Source organism: Flavobacterium sp. P1_E4 (genome assembly GCF_056405915.1).
The window spans coordinates 186028-207142 of record NZ_JBFUBE010000007.1 but is presented as its reverse complement, the minus strand read 5'-3'; the positions used below and the strand labels follow the sequence as shown (position 1 = coordinate 207142).

The 21115-nt window shown below is 37.1% G+C and carries 2 protein-coding genes and 1 pseudogene; all 3 read left to right on the top strand.

What is annotated here, in order from left to right:
- Positions 1 to 1637: pseudogene (locus AC1DY0_RS09490) on the top strand (PorP/SprF family type IX secretion system membrane protein); the annotation flags it as partial.
- 309 nt (positions 1638 to 1946) lie between these two features.
- Positions 1947 to 20051 (top strand): T9SS type B sorting domain-containing protein, encoded by an 18105-nt coding sequence (locus AC1DY0_RS09485; protein ID WP_477188364.1) that lies wholly within the window; start codon positions 1947 to 1949, stop codon positions 20049 to 20051.
- A 37-nt stretch (positions 20052 to 20088) separates the two neighbouring features.
- The gene (locus AC1DY0_RS09480) at positions 20089 to 21051 is read left to right on the top strand and encodes a PorP/SprF family type IX secretion system membrane protein (RefSeq protein WP_477188363.1); all 963 of its coding nucleotides are present in this window, start codon (positions 20089 to 20091) and stop codon (positions 21049 to 21051) included.
- The last annotated feature ends 64 nt before the right edge of the window (positions 21052 to 21115 follow it).

The window sequence follows — 21115 nt, the reverse complement described above, 5'->3', positions numbered from 1 at the left end:
TTAAAGCTGACGCTGATGCCGCTGCTGTGAAACTTGCTGCAGATGCTAAAGCTAAAGCAGATGCTGATGCCACTGCCGCGAAACTTGCCGCTGATAATAAAGCCAAAGCTGATGCTGATGCCGCCGCTGCAAAATTGGCTGCTGATAATAAAGCTAAAGCAGATGCTGATGCCACTGCCGCGAAACTTGCCGCTGATAATAAAGCCAAAGCTGATGCTGATGCCGCTGCCGCAAAACTTGCTGCTGATAATAAAGCTAAAGCTGACGCTGATGCCGCTGCTGTGAAACTTGCTGCAGATGCTAAAGCTAAAGCCGCTGCCGATGCCGCTGCTGTGAAACTTGCTGCAGATGCTAAAGCTAAAGCAGATGCTGATGCCACTGCCGCGAAACTTGCCGCTGATAATAAAGCTAAAGCTAAAGCTGACGCTGATGCCGCTGCTGTGAAACTTGCTGCAGATGCTAAAGCTAAAGCAGATGCTGATGCTGCTGCTGCGAAACTTGCTGCCGATGCTAAAGCTAAAGCAGATGCTGATGCAGCTGCCACAAAATTGGCTGCTGATAATAAAGCCAAAGCAGATGCAGCTGCTGCGAAACTTGCCGCTGACGCCAAAGTGAAAGCAGATGCTGATGCCGCCGCCGCGAAACTTGCTGCAGATGCTAAAGCTAAAGCCGATGCAGCTGCTCAGGCTGAGCAAGATAAAATTGAAGCTGCTGCTGCCGCAAAATTGGCTGTTGAGGCGCTTGCTAAAGCCAAAGCTGATGCTATGCCTAAAGACGAATATGGTAAATCAATGGATAATTTGACCAAGACTCTTGAAGATTCTAAGCGTAAACAACAACAATTGTTAAGTCGTTTGGATGCTTCTGTGGCCAATAAGCAAAAAGCATTGAAAGAAATGAGAGAAGAAAATGATTTAAGTGATAAAGGTATTGTAAAAACGACAGTGGAATTCAAAAGCACGTCTGCTGAAAATGCCGAGCTAGAATCTATTAAGGCGCAAATTGCAGAGGTCAATAGAGCTCAGGCTGAGTCATTGGATGAGTTTAATAGACTTTATGCTGAAAGACTTAAAAAGACTCCAAAAAATGATTTGATCAATCAAAATTATTTAAAGACTATTGAGAATTTAAAAGCGGAACAGGCAAAAGCGGAGCAATCTAATGCTATCATGGCTGCTAAACTTGAACAAATCAAAGTTGAAACGGAGATAGAGAAAAAACGTAGAATTAAGCGTGCAGCTTCTTTGAATGATCAAGATCGTTATACGCAAGATTTGGCTACTCTTAAACGAATAAAAGAAACTACGAAAGTAAGTAGTACACCATTAAAAGCGGAAGATTTTGATTTTGGAGAAAGTCAGTCCAACATGCAGATTATTAAAAATAATAAGAATGTTGAAAGTGGTTATTATTTAATATTGGCCGTTCATACTGATGCTCAAAAACGAGATGCATTTGTTACTAAAACAGTAGCAGCCGGTCAAAAAGACGTGAATTTCTTCTATGATGCCAGTTCAAGTAAATATTTTATTTACGAAGCAATGTTCGATAATTTGGATGAAGCTACTCAGGCGTTAGGAGAGAAAGGTAAGAAACCATATAACGGTAAAATGGTTATTGTTAAAATTCAGAAATAATTAATAAGATTTAAGAGGTTAAGTATAAATAGTTACAAAATACTATTTGTTATTGTTGGATAATGTTTATTTTAGCCGTTTAAGTGCAAATATTTTGTTTAAAATAACATCATTTTAATAAATTGTAATCTTTGTACTATATTTAATAATATTTTTGAATGTTAAACGAAATTCTAATTTTAATAGATTATAAGTTTTTTAGTATTTAAAATGTTAAAAAAGCATTTAATATAAATTATGAATTTAATTTTTTTTTAACCTTTCCCCAATAGGTTTAAAAAAAATGAATTCATCCTAAATATGATTACCATGAAAAAACCTACTTTTTGTAAAGCAGTTTTTACTGTTTTTATTCTTTTATTGAGTTTTACTTCTGTGGCACAGACATATAAGACTTTTTCTATTAGGAAAAAAATAGATGTAAGAGGTGGTATGACTGTAGCGGGAAATAATATTCTGAGTTATGATAAGGTTCTGCCTTATAATGACAACACGAAGTCTAACCAAGATATATCAATGCAATATGTTGATATTGATGGGGATGCTACTACTTTCAACTCAAGCAGTGCCGATGTAATAATTCCAAAACAAAAAAATGGAACCCCTTCTACTTGTTACAGAGTAGCCTATGCCGCTTTATATTGGAGTGCGATGTTACAAAGTGGGAGTAGGACTGATATACACAAGGTAAAGTTAAAATTACCAGGTGCCACAACCTATGAGAATATTGTTGGGACGGTAGTCTATGATGCTGGAACCACTCCCATAGATCCCGATTCGAATAAACCCTATGCTTGTTATGCAGATGTAACTAGTTACTTGAATAAGTTGCCAACTATGGCGGGGACTTATACTGTGGCGGATGTGGTTTCAAGTACTGGTACTAATGGTTCAACTGGATTGTCTGCCGGATGGACCCTTTTTGTGGTTTATGAGGATCCAAGTCTTAATATGAAATCATTTAATGTTTTTGACGGATTTAGTCATGTGTATTCATCCCATTACGAAAAAATTCCTGTTTCTGGATTTATAACCCCCCCATCTGGTAATATTGATTTAGAATTTGCTTATGCCGCTTTAGATGGTGATAAACCTCAGGGAGGGACCAAATTAGAATTTGATACAAAAGAAGTAACAACACCGTTAAGATCCGCAAATAATTTTTTTGGTTCTGTTATTGAAAATACCAATGGTGTTTCAACTCCTAGAAATCCTGCGGGAAGTAATACTTTGGGTTACGACACGGGGATGTTACAAGTAAAGTCAGCTCAGCCTGAGTATATAGATCACGATGCAACTAATACCTCTTTTACCTTACAAGTAGCCAGAGGGCAGGCAGATCCTGTTTTTGTTTTTTTTAATGCCTATGCGGTAGATGTTATTGCGCCAGACATTGAGCTCACCAAAATAGTAAAAAATGCTGTAGGTACTGATATTGGAGGTCAAGAGGTTTTGCTGGCAGATCGATTGTTTTATGAAATCAGTTATCAAAATGTAGGTAATGATAATGTGACAGGAACAGTTACACCTGATAATCCTACAGGACAATATATGATTATTAAGGATGTGCTTCCTAAAAATGTTATATTCAATTATCCGACAGATCTTACTGCTATAGATTTAACGAATTCTGGAGGAGCTACAGTGCTATCATATAATGCCGCTACACGAACAATAATTTTTCAAGTTCCTAATTCTTCGGTGCAAATTGGGGATCCAATATTTACAATTCGATTAAAAGTACAAGTGGTTCCGGATTGTAACTTGTTGAGTGATGCCTGTTCAAATGAAATAAAGAATCAGGCTTTTGCAAGTTATCAAGGTGCTATTAATAAAACTCCCGTTATTGAGGAGGGGAGTTTTGCCTCTACAGTTTGTAATTTTGGGACTGGTGCACCTACCAATTTTTTGGTAGGAATTACCGATTGTAAATTTACCAAAAAATTTATTTTATGTAACACCAGTGTCGTGCTTACAGCTTCAAGTGGATACAGCAGTTATGTTTGGTCAAAAACTTTAAATGGGCCATCAATAGGAACAGGCCAAACGTTTACGGCTACTCAAACAGGAGTTTATTATGTTCATGCTACTGCTGCTGCGACCTGTAAGTCCATTGATGAAGAAATAACAGTTGTCCCTTTTGGAAGCACAATTTCGAATCCGGTGATTCCTTATGCACAAGCGCCTTATGGAGGTTCAGTGACAACATGTACTATCAATGGAAAATTATTGCCTAATATTTTTCTTTGTGGAGCTAATGATGTTCGTGCTATTAAAACAGGAATTAATGATGCAACATCAATTATTTGGGAAAAATTAAATGAAAATGGAACTTGTCCAGCGGCAACCAGTACGACTATTTGCGCCAACGAAAAGACAACGTGTAGTTGGTCCCAAGTGGGAACGGGTCCGGATTATGATGTAAAAACTGCCGGACAATTTAGGCTTACGATAAATTATACGGGAGGATGTTTTAGTGTGTTTTATTTTAACGCATTTCAAAATCTCCTAAACCCAAAAGTTACACCTAGAGATATTACTTGTGACACCAAGGGGCAAATTACCGTTAACAATATTCCTGCGTCAGGTTATGAGTTCAGTTTAGACAATGGTGGAACTGGAACATATCAAGCGAGTAATATTTTTGCTGATGTAGCGGCGGGTTATCATGACGTTTATATTAGACAGATCGGTGTGACAAATGCTTGTCTTTTTAAAGTTCTTAATGTTTACATTAGAGAAAGGATATATAGCGTTACTGTAAATGTTACTCAGCCACTTTGTTATGGTGGAAAGGGGAGTGTAACTTTACAGGCCAATAATGTTCTTCCTCAATATAACTATAGCATCTATCAGGGAGCTACACCAGTGAATGAAGTAGGTCCGATAAATGCAAGTGATTATAGTTATTCTGCTTTGAATGCAGGTAAGTATACTGTTAGGGTTTGGACAGCTGACGGTTGTGATTATTCAGAGGAAATAGAAATTATTAACCCTCCTAAGTTTACTGTTACGGCTGTACTTACTACACCTTTAACCTGTACAAATGGAATGATTACAGTAAATACTTTTAATGGGACAGGTCCTTTTAAATATTTTGTAAATGGTTCTACAAGTTCTCAAAGCTCAAATCAAATTGTAGTGAGCACCCCATTGCCTACTGGAGGTAAGTACGATATAGTAGTTACGGACAGTAAAGGTTGCAGTGCGAGTACATCGATTCCTGTGGCTAAGCTTGCGACTCCTGTTTATACAGTAAAATCAACAAATGTAGTATGTTACGGTGATACTACTGGAACCATTGAATTTTTGTTGACTTCCAATGCTGGCAATTATAAGATTTATTATAGTATTGATGGTGGGGCTAATTATTCTACTAATCCACTTTTCACTGGTCTTGTTGCCAATACGCCGTATACACCTAAAGTAAGATACACCTTAAATGATGTTGATTATTGTGCTGATGCGAATATGCCAACAATTACGTTAACAGGACCAGCTGCTGCTTTAACGGCATCTGCAGGTGTAGGCGAACTAGCAGGTTGTGGTCCATTACAAGGAGGTCAGCCTACAGGATTGATTCGTTTTGCTAATGCTCAAGGAGGAACTGCACCCTACAAATATAGTTTTGATGGAGGTTCTACATGGCAAACAGATCCATTTAAGTATGTGGTATCCTCAACGGTTTCTTATGATTTAAGAGTGAAAGATAATGTAGGATGTGAATATAAAATTCCGTATAATGTTATCTTGGATCCTAAGCCAGCCGATCCTGCAATAGATGATGACATAAAACCAGTTTACAATTGTGATGGTACGGCTACTGCAACTATTGTTGTAAATACTCCAGTGTCTACCGGATCGACTTATACATATGAGTATTATTTGAAAACGGGAACAGCTGCTCCTGTTGCAAATACTCCTATAACAAGTAATGTGTTTACAAATGTTCCTAATGGAAGTCATACTGTAATTGTAAAATACAATATTCAAACGGTATCAAGTTACAGTAATTTATTGTCTGAAAATTTTGGGTATGGAGATGATACGACTTCACCTGGAATTAACACTAGTTTTTATTGTTTTGAAAGACAAGTTGCGGCTACTCAATGTAAAGGAAGTACTGCGATTAATGACGGTGATTATTCTGTAACTTCATTTATAGTAAACCCTTTTGGTCCTTGGATTCAACCAGGGGATCATACTCCACAAACAGTGCCTCCAACACCTAAAGGTAGAAGTTTGGTGGTAAATATTGGTGATCAAATCGCTACTCAAGATGTATTGTATCAAAAAGTAATTAATGATATTATCCCTAATCAGCCTATTAATTTTGAGTTTTATGCAATGAATTTGCTTAACAAAACTAATGGACAATTTGATCCTGATTTAAGAGTCGCTTTGGTTGATGCAACAGGAACGGAAATCTCTTGGTTTGCGACTGGTAGTGTTCCTAAATCAGAAAAATGGGAAGTGTATCCTAAAACTGCCATTACTCTTAATCCTGGACCATATACTACTTTAAAATTTATTGTTCGTTCCAATGTAAGACAAACTAGTGGTAATGATGTGGCTATTGATGATATCAAGGTTTATCAAATGCCAAAATCATGTGGTAATGAAAAATCAATCCCAGTAGTTATTGATTCTAATAATGCGTTTAAAGCGACAACTCCATCGGTTCAAAATACAAAATGTAGCACTTCAGCAGATGGTAGCATTACCATCTCAGCAGTAAATTTTGATCCAGCTTTAGGTTTTTATTACTCAACTAATAATGGTTCTTCCTTTACTAACTCAAAGACTTCACCTGTAACAGTTTCATATCTTGGAGTTGGTACTTATAAAGTAATTGTAAAAAACGATGTTGCGGGAACTTGTAAATTTTCATTTGATTCAAAAATTGATGCGCCACAAGCGGTTGTAATTGTTAAATTGGATCAAACAGCTCCAACTTGTATAACTGGTGGTTCCATTACGGTTACTACTGTTAGCGGAGGAACAGGGGCTTATCAATACCAATTAAGTAATGCGTCTGGTGTTTATAAAGCATATCAGACTAGTAATACTTTTACAAATATTCCTCAAGGAACCTATACTGTGATGGTAAAAGATGCCAATAGTTGTTTATCACCAGCATCTGCGCCAATAACCCTAACAACACCAACAGGGCCAACAGCATCTATTACTCCAACTGCAGGTTTATGTTTTGATGGTTCAAATGCAAGCATCACAGTTGGAATAAGTGGAGGAACATCACCATACAGTTATAAAGTAAAAGTAGGATCAGGGACTTACGGTGCTTTGAGCGCAACTTTCACTGGAACTTCATTTGTATATCCTGTTACGGCAATAGGTGATTATTCATTCATTGTTGTTGATAAAAATAGTTGTGAGTCAGTAGCAGTAACCCAAACGATTAATGATAAATTGACCGTAGCTACACCTGTTACAACGTCTTTAGACTGTGATGTAGCTCCTGCAAACCAGGCTGTGATTACAGGTACAATTTCAGGTGGAACTGCACCATTTGTTGTTTCACTTATTTCTGGAACTGGAGGTACTTTGGTTCAACCTGTTGGAAATGGAAATACTTTTACCTATTCTAATGCTGTTGCAGGTACTTATAAATTTAAAATTGTAGATGCTAATAATTGTTCTATAAATAGTAGTGATGCTAAAATAGATGCATTGGTTGTGGTAACAGGCAAATCTACTGTGACTAATGAAACTTGCGGAACACCTGATAATGGAAGTGTTACGTTGGAAGCACTTACAGGTGTTGCCCCTTTTACTTATAGTTTTAATAATTCAGGCTTTACAGGTACAGTGACATACGGTTCTTTGGCTGGTTCTGTTGCCGGAACGTCGTATCCTTATAAAATTAAAGACAGTAAAGGTTGTATTTATAGTGGTACAGCTACTGTACTCGAGCCAACTCCTATAGCGATCTCTGCCTCTATTACGACAGCATATACTTGTGATAATCTTGCGACTATTACCGCAACAGCTTCTAATGGAAATGGTGGATATACTTTTGATTTGATAAGAGGAACAACAATAGTGTCTTCCAATTCTACCGGTTTGTTTCCTAATTTGAGCGTTGCGGGAAGTTATACCGTAAAAGTTACCGATTCGAAAAATTGTTCAGTAACAAGTACTCCAGCGATGGTAATCACTGCATTGAATAAGCCAGCTTCATGGACGATAGGCAATTCAGCGCTTACTTGTCCAACTAATAAAGCGACAGTAACGATTACGAATGTTAAAAATAGTGGTGGAGTTGTAATTGCTACTTCGGGATTACAGTTCAGAATAGTTTTACCGACAGCTACTGTATTTCAGGCAAGCAGTTCATTTGCAAATTTAGATCCAGGTGTTGAATATACTTTTGAAGTAAAAGATGCCAATAATTGTAGATTTAGTGATATATATACTATAACTCCATTACCTGTTTTTACAGTAATTCTAAAATCATCTGTTAATGAAGCATGTTTAAATGCTGCAGATGGTTCCGCTATATTTACTGTTTCAGGATTAGGAAACGGGATTGGCTATACTTATAAAGTCGACACCAGAACTGCAGTTTCAGGTACTTCTCCTGCAACGGGAACTTCATTTGATATTCCGGTAGCAGGATTAAGTGCAGGTGCTCATACTATTATAGTAACAAACACAACTACTACTTGCCCTGTTTCAGCTCCTGTGACTATTACAGCTCCATCAGCAGTTTTAAAATTAAATGCTCCAACATTGACACACGTTACTTGTTTAGCAAAAGGTACCGCAACAATTAATGCTGTTGGAGGTTGGGGAACGAACACCTATACTGTTACCCCTAAGTCACCAGCAGGTACAGCAATTGTTCAGGTAAATAATAATAAATTCATTGATTTAGGAGCAGGAACTTATTCGGTTTCTGTAAAAGACTTAAGTGGTTGTAGCCTGGCAGGTGCTGATTTTACAATTAACGATAAAGTACTTCCTGCTGCAAGCATAAGTGCAACATCGACTTATTGTGCAGGTGGGGCCGGAGCAACCTTAATAGTAACTCCTACTGTGTCGCCACAAGCTAATTATAGATATAGTATAAATGGAGGCACGCCACAGGTTAGTGGAACTTTCTCTGGATTAGTTCCAGGTGATTATACTATCGAAGTATCTGATATTACTACTGGATGTACATTGCCTTTAGCGAAACAAACCATTGCTCTACCAATGACGGCAAGCACTAGCTTGTTAGCGGATTTGGATTGCGACGTAGCACCAGCTTCTCCAGATGCTTCTATTGAAGTTACTATTGATAACGGATACCCAGACTATAAATACAGAGTTAATAAAACAGGTGTTCCTTTTAGCGGCACTTATACTAATGTTGGTGCTGGACTAAGCGTATTTACTTATCCTGCAGCAACGGCTGGAACGTATTATTTTGAAATTACTGACAGTAAAAGTTGTACAACGGTTGTTTCCAGAACGATAAACGCACTTGTAAAACCTGATTTTACATTCTCTCAAGTTGATGTAAAATGTAAATCTGGAGCTACAGGAAGTATTACAGTTACTGGCGTGCCAGCTTCTGGAACGTATACTTATATTTTGACTCCAACTGCTCCTGTTGGTTCTGTTGTAAGTCAAACAACGAATGTGTTTAATAATCTAAAAGCAGGAACGTATGATGTTCAGGTTAAAGATGAGAAAAAATGTACTTCTCTTTCAAAAACGGTTACAATTACAGAGCCTGTAAATGGTTTAACTGCTACCGCCAATCTTACCACTAAATTAACTTGTGATACCAATAACGCATCACAAGCTGCGACAATTACCGTTACAGCAATCAATGGAACACCATTTAGCGGAACTGATCCATACAGATACAGTTATAATGGAGTACTACCAGCTGTAACATCAAATACCTTTACAACTAGTGTCCCTGGTGCAGTTAGTATTGTGGTATATGATGCAAACAACTGTCCTTACACCGTTCCTGTATCGCCTGTGGTGAATACATTGAATCCTCCAAAAACGATGACTTTTGCGCAAGCAAATCCAATTACTTGTGATCCTACAAAAGGTGATACTGATTTAACCGTATCGTTTTTGAACGGTGTTGGTCCATTTAAAGTTGAAATTACAAGTACAGATGCAGGAGTGGCACCGACTAATCCAGTAGTAACAGGTGTAACTACTAATAGTCATACTTTTGCAAATCTAGCTTCAGGTACTTATTACTTTAAAGTAACCGATGCTAATAATTGTACCCTAATAGGTAATTATACAATAAATCCTGTTGTAACGATCCAGGCTTCTGGGTCAATTTTTACTGATGTGACTTGTAATGGCGCTGCTAATGGTGTACTTAAATTTACAGTTTCAGGTAATAGAACTGGAGGATATACTTATACTTTAGTAGGTAGTATTTCAGGAACAATTGCCGGTGGCGTTAAAGCATTAGACGTTATTACTTACTCTAATCTAAAAGGAGGAGAAAATTATACATTTACGGTTACGAATACTGCAACTAAATGTCAGGATACGGACGCGGTTACACTTTCTCAGCCAACTGCGATTACTGGTTTAACGGCAAATGCTACTAAAGTTTTCTGTTCGAATTTATCAACAACAATTACTGTTACAGCTTCTGGTGGAACATCACCATTATATTATGCCGTAGTGAAATTAGGTGCGGCAATCCCGGTTTTCCCTACAGATTATAACACTACAGGTATTTTTACAAAAGATACTGGTGTTTATGGTTTAGCTTATGATGTTTATGTAGTTGATAAAAATGGAAATTGTCCTCAAAAACTTACTCCTGTAAATGTAGTGAAAGATCCAGCGCCAACAGTAACTGCTAGTGCAGTAGGGCAATGTTTAGGGGTAGGGACTTACACTATAACGGCTACTCCAGGGGCAACTGTATTTGGTACGCCAATGTACAGTTTGAATGGTGGAAGTTTTGTGTCTACTAATACTTTTACTGTAACAGCAGCTGATGATTATACGATTACGATCAAGGACGGGAATGGCTGTACAGCGCCTAGTAATATCGTAACGGTTGCTCCAAAATTAACAGTGAGTGGTACTTTGGATAAAGACATTACATGTGCTTTTACTGCTCCTTTCACATCAAATAGCGCACAAATAACGTTGAGTGGAGATGGAGGGAAAGGTGTTTATACTTATGAATATAGTTTAAATGGAGGTACTTTTACTTCTTTTGCTGGACCGGTTTATAAAACTGCAACTCCTGGTAGTTATATTTTTAAAATAAAAGATGCCAGTGGTTGTAGTGCTAGTACTTCAGGAGCTTTCGTAGTTACTGCTAAAGTTGATCCTGTGATTGATGACGTTGCAATCGCCGGACCGGTGGGAGTTACAGTGACGCAAAAAATTAATTGTACTGGGGACGCCTCTGCTGCAATCGCTATTGCAATGGATGATACAAAAGGTTTAGAGCCGTTTGTATTTAGAGTAGAAAGATTGGCACCAACATATCAAGATTATGGCACTCAAACTTCTGGTTTGAAAGCAGGGGATTATAAGATTACTGCTACTGATGCAAAAGGATGTTATGATACAGAACTTATAAATATTGCTGAGCCAACGCCTATTATTTTAAATTATAAAGCAGATCCTATTACTTGTAATTCAACAGGTGGAGTTTCATTAGGAAAAATTACAATTCTTTCGGTTAGCGGAGGAACACCTAATTATATTTATCACGTCACCGGGGTGAATGGTTATGATAAAAAATTTCCAAACCAAACAGGTAGCGCTATGGTATTTGATGTAGTTGATTTTGGTCTTTATCAAATTATAATTACAGATGCAAATGGTTGTTCTAAAATTCAACAAGATATTTTGGTTGCCTCTCCTCCAAATGATCTAGATATTAATATTGTGCCCCTAGCGGATTGTACTACACTTGGATCTGCAACTGTTTCTATAGGGAATTTACCTTTAGGGAGTATAACAGGTACAGGTCCTTTCTATTTTAGAATTTATACAGGACCTGGTGTAGTGTTTAATGCCGCAGATCCTAGTTGGAAACCGGAGTCACCAGCAGGTAGTAAAAAAGCAACTTTTGGTAATTTAATACCTGGTGTAAGCTATACATTTATGGTATATGATGCTGATGCTGCTCATGGGGGAACTGGAACTGGATGTTACTATTATGAAACTTCAACTGCACCTATTCCAACAAGTTCAACAATATCAGTAAATCCTTTAAAAGCAAATAATATTACTTGTACGGGATCGGCAAACGGGAATGTTTCTTTTACTATTAATCAGAGTTATGGGGCAGCAACACCTGTAAAATATCAAATTTATAATTCACTTACGGTTGCTCCAATAGGGGGACTTGTTTCAGCTACAATTCCAGCCAGTGGTTCATTGGTAGTGAATAATTTTGGTAATTTACCAACGGGTAATTATTTTGTTTTAGTTACAGAAGATGTAGGGGCAACTAATGCTGGTTGTAGTAAAGTGTCTGCATATTTCAACATTACTGAATCTGCAATTCTTTTATCCGTTTCCGCATCAGTTACAAAAAAATCAAATACATGTGTGGCCAATGCTGGAATCATTACAGCCATTGCTAAAGATGGAACAGGACCTTATTTATACCAAATTTTCACTGATGCAGGAACAGCTGGTATAATTGATGCTACTGATAATATTACTACTAATCCAACTTTTTCGGCTACGTTCACTGCCGCAATGACTGCTAATACCTTCAAGAGAAGTCAAGGCAATTATATTGTATACGCAAAAGACGCATACGGTTGTATTAAAGCGGCATTTGTCTCTTTGGTTGATGATGTAGCACCAACAATCAATGCATTACCAACCACTGCTGTTTGTCCTGCTGACATGCCAAAAACGATAACAATTTCTGGTACTGTGTTTACGGGTTCTTCTATAACCTATGCAGTAGGTTCTGGACTTCCTGCTGTAGCAGTACCTGGTGCATACCAAATATTGCCAAACTTTAAACTTACTGCTTCAGGAAATTATACGTTTTTCGTAAAAGACGACAATGGGTGTGTTGCAAAAGCACCATATACTATTAATGATGAAATTATTGTCAATCTTAAGGTTGATAAACAATTGGATTGTACAGCATCACCTAATGCTATCATTCACGCTGATATTGAAGGAGGGCTTGGTACTGGTAAATATTTTTATAAAGTAAAAATTGGAAGTGGTGCTTTTGGAAGTAATGTGCCGATAACTGGAAGTTCATTTGATTATCCAGCCGTCACTTCAGATACTTATACTTTTGTTATTACTGATAACGTTTGTAGTTTTACGCAGCCAATTAGTGTGGGTGCTAAAGTACCTACCGTATTCGGTACATCGGTTGTAAATGTGAAATGTTTTGGTGACAACACCGGAAGTATTACAGTTAATGTGACTTCTGGAGAGGGGCCATTTGAGTATAAGTTAACGGGAGGCCCTGTTTCTTATCCATATCAAGATTCAAACCAATTTAATTTATTGAAAGGATCAACAGCATATATAGTAACTGTTAGAAGCAAAGCAAATCTATGTGAATACACTAAGCCAATAACTGTTGGTCAACCTAATTTGGCTTTGGCAATTAGTTCACCAACTATAATTAAACTTTCTTGTGGTGTTGGAAATAGTCCACAACCGGCTAAGGTAACTTTAAACGTTACTGCAGGAACAGGTACAGGTTCTTATCAATATAATTTTAATGGTAAAGGTTATGATACTGTAAATGTGTTCACTGTAGATGATAATGGAAGTGCGCAAATTATTCCTTACTCAATAAAAGACGCTAACGGTTGTGAGGTTACAAGTTCGGTTACTATTGATAAATTAGATCCACCAACTAATTTCGCCATGACACCGTCTGCTGTTATTACATGTGCAACAACAGCTGTTAATGTTACTATTTCAAATGTTGTAAACTCTGCTGGTCCGGTTACTACTGGCTTAACGTATCAAATTGTTTCGCCTAGTTCGGCTACATCTAATGTAACTGGTGCAACTAGTGGTGTTTTTACAAATTTAGCCCCAGGAAACTATGTTTTCCAAGTAACTTATGCGGCGACTGGTTGTGTGAAACAATTACCGTATGAAATTAAAGACGTTGTTAAAATCAACATTGTAGAGCAATCCACAACTGGAATTACTTGTTCTACAGCTGCAGATGGTAAAGCGAGTTTCTTTGTTTCTGGTTTTGCTTCAACAGCAACTTACCGTTATGAGTTGGATGGAGTTGCAGTTCCTGGTAATTTGTCATCTTCAACAATTAATTTAACAGGATTAGCGAAAGGACCGCATACTATCAAGGTAATTGATAATGTAACAGCTTGTCCAAAACTTATTAATTTCGATATTGATGCTCCAGCGGCTGCTTTGGCAATTGCTTCAAAAGTGGTGACACCATTGGGTTGTACAACATTTGGTGCAGTGAAAATTACAGCAACAGGTGGATGGGGTAATTACGAATACACTGTAAAACAACCAAATAATGTTTTATTGACTAATAATACGGGAGTTTTTGGTGGCCTTACACAAACAGGACTTTACAGTATTTCTGTAAAAGACGCTAATGGTTGTGTGGTAACAGATTCATTCAATTTAGTGACTCCAACTAATCCAACGGCTGCGATTGCTGCAACTTCAGATTTTTGTTATGATACTGTGAATGGGGCAACATTAGTGGTAAACGCTTCATTGGGAGTTGCTCCTTATCTTTTCAGTATTGATAATGGTAATACATTTAGTCCAAGTAATACTTTGCCAACGCCAAATGGTACTTATACCTTTAAGAATCTAGCTCCAGGCAGTTATGATGTTGTGGTTAAAGATGCTTATGGGTGTGAATCAACAGTACCTTTAAATAGAGTTATTGAGCCACAGCTTTTTGCTACTGCACAAAACTTAAAAGACATTTTCTGTACAGGAACTGTTAATGGAGCTATTAAAATTGATGCTGTAGGTGGATATGGTTCTTATACCTATACTGTAGCAAAAGACGGTGCTGCAGCATCAGCACCGATTGCGTTCCCTGCAGGGTCAAATACTGCTAATTATTCAGTAGTATCTTCAGCTCCAGGAAGTTATGTTTTTGTGGTATATGATGCTAGAGGTTGTTCATATCCGATTGCAAATGCAATTGTGATGGTAGCACCGACTCCTGTTACGTATACAGCAACACCTACTTCACCAAGTTGTATTGGAACACAAGGAAATATTGGTAATGGATCTATTTTGGTGACTTTAGCAGCTGGTAATAATAACCCGGATTATACTTATTCAATTGTTAGAACTGCTCCTACTGCTGGGTCTACTATAACACAAGTTAATAATGGATTATTCACAGGATTAATTGCCGGTACTTATAGTGTAACAGTTACATCTGAAAGAGGATGTTCAACTCCAAAGACAGTAGTTATTAATGCTCCAGTTGTTGTAACGGCAGCTGCAACTGCATCGGCATTCACGTGTTCGCCTGCAAATACTGTAAATGTAACGACAGTTACTGTAACAGGTACGGGGGGGGCAGGAACAGGTGCTATTTCGGATTACACTTATAGTGAAAACGGAACTACTTGGAAGACCACTAATACATTTACAGTTATAGATAATGGATCTACTCAAAACCTAACCTATTTTGTGAAAGATGCGAATGGTTGTATGGATGATGTTCAAATACCAATTGCTAAATTCCCTCGATTAGTGTCTGCTACTGCAAGTCTTGTTACCAAAGCGGCATGTAATAACACAGGCGAAGTGATAAAAGTTGATATTGTGGGTGGAGCATCTCCTACTAATTTTGAATATCAAGTGGCTATTAATGGAGGTGCTTACAGTACTCCTGCAATTCCACTGGCTGCTCTTACTTTCAATTATACTGCTTCAACGGCTGGTAGTTATTATGAATTTAAAATCACTGATAAAACTACAGGTTGTAGTATTGTTTCTAATGTCTATTCAGTACCATTATTCAATATTATGGAAGTGGCTGCTTCTGTTACTTCTAATGTAAGTTGTAATGGTGGAACGGATGGTGCTATTGAAATTAATGTTACTGATTATTCTGGTGCTTATACATACAAAGTATTCAACGGAACAAACCCGGTAGCAGTAACTTCAGGTTCTGGAAATACTTCTACTAACCCATTTGTTATTCCTTTCGGATTAGCAGCTGGTACTAAATATAGAGTTGAAGTTGCTCAAAGTGCATATCCATCTTGTACAGTTAGTTCTACAGCTGTTGGAATTACACAGCCGCCAGTTTTAAATTTAAGTGGATTAGTTATAAGTAATGTAAATCAAAACTGTAATAATACAGGTTCAGTTCTTACTGTGGATGAATCTACAATTGTAGGAGGTACACCTGGTTTTACATATGCATTTGTGCCAGCTGGACAAATTCCAACAAATACAGATTACAAAGCTTCAAATACGAAAACTTTTGTTACAACAAAAATTGCCCCGTTGTTTGATGCGTATGATGTATATGTAAAAGATAGTCAAGGATGTCCTGCTTTTAAAACAGTACAAATTATGAAGGATCCTATGCCTGCAATTGCAAAAGTTAGTGTGCTAAGCCAATGTGCTAGTACTGCAGGTTATAGAATTGATGTTACTGCAAGTGGCGTAGCTCCTTTGAAATACAGTTTAGATGGAGTTCAATTCCAAGATAATGCATTCTTTATTGTGGATGCTCCCGGAAATTACACGGTATCTGTAATGGATAAAAATCAATGTGTAACAACAGCTACAGCAACTACCATTTTAGAACCTTTGACATTACGTGGAGAAGTTTCTTTGTTACCAACATGTAAAGATGCTGATGGAGAAATTACTTTATTCGCTGCTGGTGGAACGGTGACACCAGCTAATAACTATGAGTATACTAAAGACAATTGGGTAAGCAAACAATCTTCAGCTGTTTTTGGAGGTTTAGCGCCTGGAACTTATAATTTCAAAGTAAGAGACTTAGGTACACTTTGTGAAAAAGGTGTTCAAGTTATTATTACTGTTCCAACGGATGTTACAGCAATAACTAGTACAGTAACACCAGTAAGTTGTAATGGAGGTTCGGATGGAACTGTTTTAGTCGCTATTGCAGCTACAAACGACAATCCTATATATACTTACGCGTTGTCAGGTATTGATATTATGGGTAATCCAGTTTCTAGACCAGTTCAAAACTCGCCTATTTTTGAGAATCTACGTGCTAGTCAACTTTTAAATGATTATACGGTAACGGTGACTTCTGGAAGAGGATGCGAGGGTACTTCAAGAGTTAAAGTTGTTGAACCAGGTTTAATTGTTGTAAATACGAATGCTGTAAATGTTGCGCAATTTGCATGTGCTACAGGAACTAACGAAGCTAGTTCTGCAACTATTACTGTTAATCCTGCTAATATTAGTGGTGGTTCAGGAAACTATGTGGTATACGAGTTCTTCAAAGCAGGAACTATTCTTCCAGTACAAAAAGGAGTAAATAATGTATATACAGAGGTAGATTTTGCAGGAGGTTCTTATACTGTAAATGTATATGATGATAATGGTTGTATGGGTACTTCAGCGTTACCAATTATCATCGATGAATACATTCGTTTGGATGAAATTAATGTAGTTAAAACTGCAATTACCTGTAATAATCTTGAGAGTATTACTGTAACTGCAGTAGATCCTTCTGGGACTGCTATTGCAGGAACTACATATGATTTAGTTGATGTAAGCGGAGTTCTGACATTCCCAACTAATACAACTGGAATCTTTACAGGCTTAAAAGTTGGTAATTACATTATTACTGCAACAAATCCTGCAACAGGATGTAGCATACAAAAAGTACATTATGTTAATGAGCCAAATACATTCCTGTTGGATGCTGTGAAAACAAGTGATGTAGTTTGTTTTGGTTCAAATGAAGGAGCGGTAACTATTAATTTGATTGATAAATTGCCAAATCCAACAAATGAAGCAGGAGCTTTTAGTTATACAGTTGTTGGACCCGTACCAAGTAGTGGAAATTTATCAAATGCAGGGCCATTGAATCTTACGGGTTTAACTGCGGGTCAATATACAGTTACTGCAACTTTATTGAGTACTCCTTACTGTACGGTAGAAACTACATTTACTATTAGTCAACCAGCAGCTGAATTAGAAATTAGTGAAACTCATACACCAATTACTTGTGTGACTGGCAATAATGATGGATCTATTTCAGCTAATGCCGTTGGCGGATGGCCGGGTGCTTATGAATTCCAATTGGAATTAGTTTCTGGAGCAGTTATAACAGGTTGGGGATCTTCATCAAACTTTACAAGTCTAATCGCTGGTGATTATATTGTAAAAGTGAGAGATTCCAAAAAATGCATTGATAAAGTAGCTGTGACTTTAGTGAACCCAACACCTATCACAGCTGTTTTGTTGGCTGATAAACTTACTTTGGCTTGTTTTGGTGATACCAATGTAATCTTGACAGTAGAGCAACCCGTTACAGGAGGATCAGGTTTTTATAATTATACATTAGAATCTACTTATAGTGACGGAACAGTGACGCTAAATGGTCCACAGACAAGCAATGTGTTTGCTAACTTGGGAGTAGGCAGTTACAGGGTAATAGTTTCAGATACGTGGGGTTGTTCTGCTGTTACAAATGCCGTGGTAATAAACGAACCAACAGTAGTAACGGCTAGTTTGGTTAAAGCTTCTGCTCAAACTTGTTTGAGTGCGGCTACTCTTACTTTATCTGCAACTGGAGGTACAGGACCTTATACCTATAGCGCAGATCCTAATTTCACTAATGTTTTAGGGACATTTACAAGTTCAGTAACTTTCCCAGTACCTTTTACAACTGTGGATGTAGATCATCTTTACTATGTAAAAGATAGTAACGGTTGTGTAAGTTTTAATTCGAATACAATAGCTGTTACTCCTTTAGAGCCATTAGATTTTAAATATGAAAATGACAATCCATATATTAATTGTTTAGGAGATAATAACGGACAGATAACTGCAATTGCTAAAGGAGGTTCTGGAAATTACATTTATACATTATTTGATGGTTCCGGCAATGTTATTACACCAGCGCCTGTTCAACTTGAACCAGGTCATTTCACACAACTTTTGGCAGGTGACTATTTGGTGGAAGTTAAAAGTGGTGATTGTACATCAGCTCGTAAACCAATTACGATTACGCAACCTACAGCGGCATTAATCTATACACCAGTTGTGACAGATGTAACTTGTAATGGTAATGGAGATGGTAAATTGGAACTTACTGCTTCAGGTGGTACGGGAGTTATCAAATTTGCGTTGAGTCCTGATCTGGATAAATTTTTGGACAGCGGAACCTTTTTGAATTTGAAAGTTGGTCAATATCAGGCAATTATTCAAGATGAGAGAGGTTGTAACCACGTTTATGATTTCAAAATTGAGGAGCCACTGCCAATTGTCGCTAACGTTGATCTTGCTACAGTACAACAAGCACTATGTGCAGGAGATAAAGCGTCCTTTGGTATTACTATATCAGGAGGAATCGCTCCTTACAGCACGAGTATAGACGGTGGAGCATTTGTCCCATATATAGTAGGAGAACCTTATAAAGATCTTTCAGGAGGTAAACATACAGTAATTGTACAAGATGCAAACACATGTCCAGTTTCATTGGATGTATTATTAGACCTACCTGTTGTTCTAAATCCAACTGCAGATCCTACTGAAACTTGTGAAGATAATTTACCAATCAACTGGGTTATAGTAAAAATTGATGTTAGTAATAATCCAGCGGATGTTATGTACTCTTTGGATGGTACTGGTGCTGAGCAAGCAAGTAATAAATTTACAAATCTAGCTCCGGGGGATCACTTTGTAATGGTTCATCATACAAAAAACAACTGTTATGAAGTGTCGAACATCTTTCCAATTGAAAAAATTGATCCATTGACTCTTTCTGTTGATCTTGGAGGATTAAATGAAATTGTGTTTACTGCTAAAGGAGGTACTGAGGTTTATCAATACATGGTTAATGGTGAATCAATTGGTTCTAACAATAAATTTATTTATTATAGATCTGGAGAGTACATGGTGACAGTAATTGACAGTCATGGTTGTATGGCATCAGTTACTAAGTATTTTGAGTTTATAGATATTAAAATACCACCAATATTTACACCAACTGGAGATGGCACTAATGATAATTGGAAACCAACCAATACAGAAAACTATCCAGATATTAAATTTGTGGTGTATGATCGTTATGGACGTCAAGTAGGTACTTTTGGTGCAGGACAATCTTGGGATGGTAAGTACAATGGAACGGAGTTGCCAATGGGTGATTACTGGTATGTATTGAAATTGAGACATTCTCAAGATGATCGTGAATTTATAGGCCACTTTACTCTATATAGATAACAATAAGTGAGAGTAGTTATCCAAAATGTAAAATAAAATGAAAAAGATCTTAATCAGCATTTTTCTTTTGACTGTAACAGCCAGTTACAGTCAAGAGTTAAATGTTCCAGTAGCTACACAATATTTGGCCGATAATCCCTATGTGATTTCACCCAGTTATGCTGGTATTGGAGATAACTTTAGAATTAACCTCAATGGTTATAAACAATGGGTAGGTGTTGAAGATGCACCCCAGAGTCAGGCTCTTTATGCCGATTTTAGAGTATTGGACCAATCTGGTGTGGGTGTTACTTTGTACAATGATTCAAATGGTAATACTAAACAAACGGGAGGTAAGCTTACATTTGCTCACCACATTATTTTGGATTATTATACCAAACAATATCTTTCATTTGGGCTTTCGTATATTTATAACTCGTTTCGTATAGATTTGCCTGATTTAACTAACACTCTTCCTGATAGTGGTATTAATGGTGATCGTTCTACTACTAATAATAACTTTGAAGTTGGATTGTTATATCGTAATAGAGGTTTCTATGTGAGTGGTACAGCTACCAATATTTTGCAAAAAAATATTGATTTTACCACAACCAAACTTGAGCCAAATTTACTTACAAATTATCAATTATATTCAGGTTATGTGCTTGATATAGGTAACAGAACTGAATTGGAACCATCAGTTTTTTATCAAATATTTCAAAGTGATGGACGTTCTAACACGGATTTGAATTTTAAATATCGAAAATTCAACAGATATGAAGATTATTATTGGATTGGTGCTACCTATCGTTTTTTGAATGACCAAATTGGTCAGCCATTAGGTGTAGGTCCTATGATTGGATTTACAAAAGGATATATCTCGATGGGATATTCTTATCAAATTACACTGGACAATGATTTGGCCGCACATAATTCAGGGACTCATTCCTTAACGATAGGATTTAGATTCTTGCAAGGAGTTAGTAACTGTCCTTGTACTCAAGGTCCAGTTCATGACTAGGTAACATTTTTTAAAATATAAAAAAGCACAAATTAGTTCTGGTATACAGAAATAATTTGTGCTT

Bases quoted from the DNA above. Each gene is read 5' to 3' on its own strand.
- AC1DY0_RS09485 (WP_477188364.1), top strand. From the start codon at position 1,947: ATGAAAAAACCTACTTTTTGTAAAGCAGTTTTTACTGTTTTTATTCTT.
- AC1DY0_RS09480 (WP_477188363.1), top strand. From the start codon at position 20,089: ATGAAAAAGATCTTAATCAGCATTTTTCTTTTGACTGTAACAGCCAGT.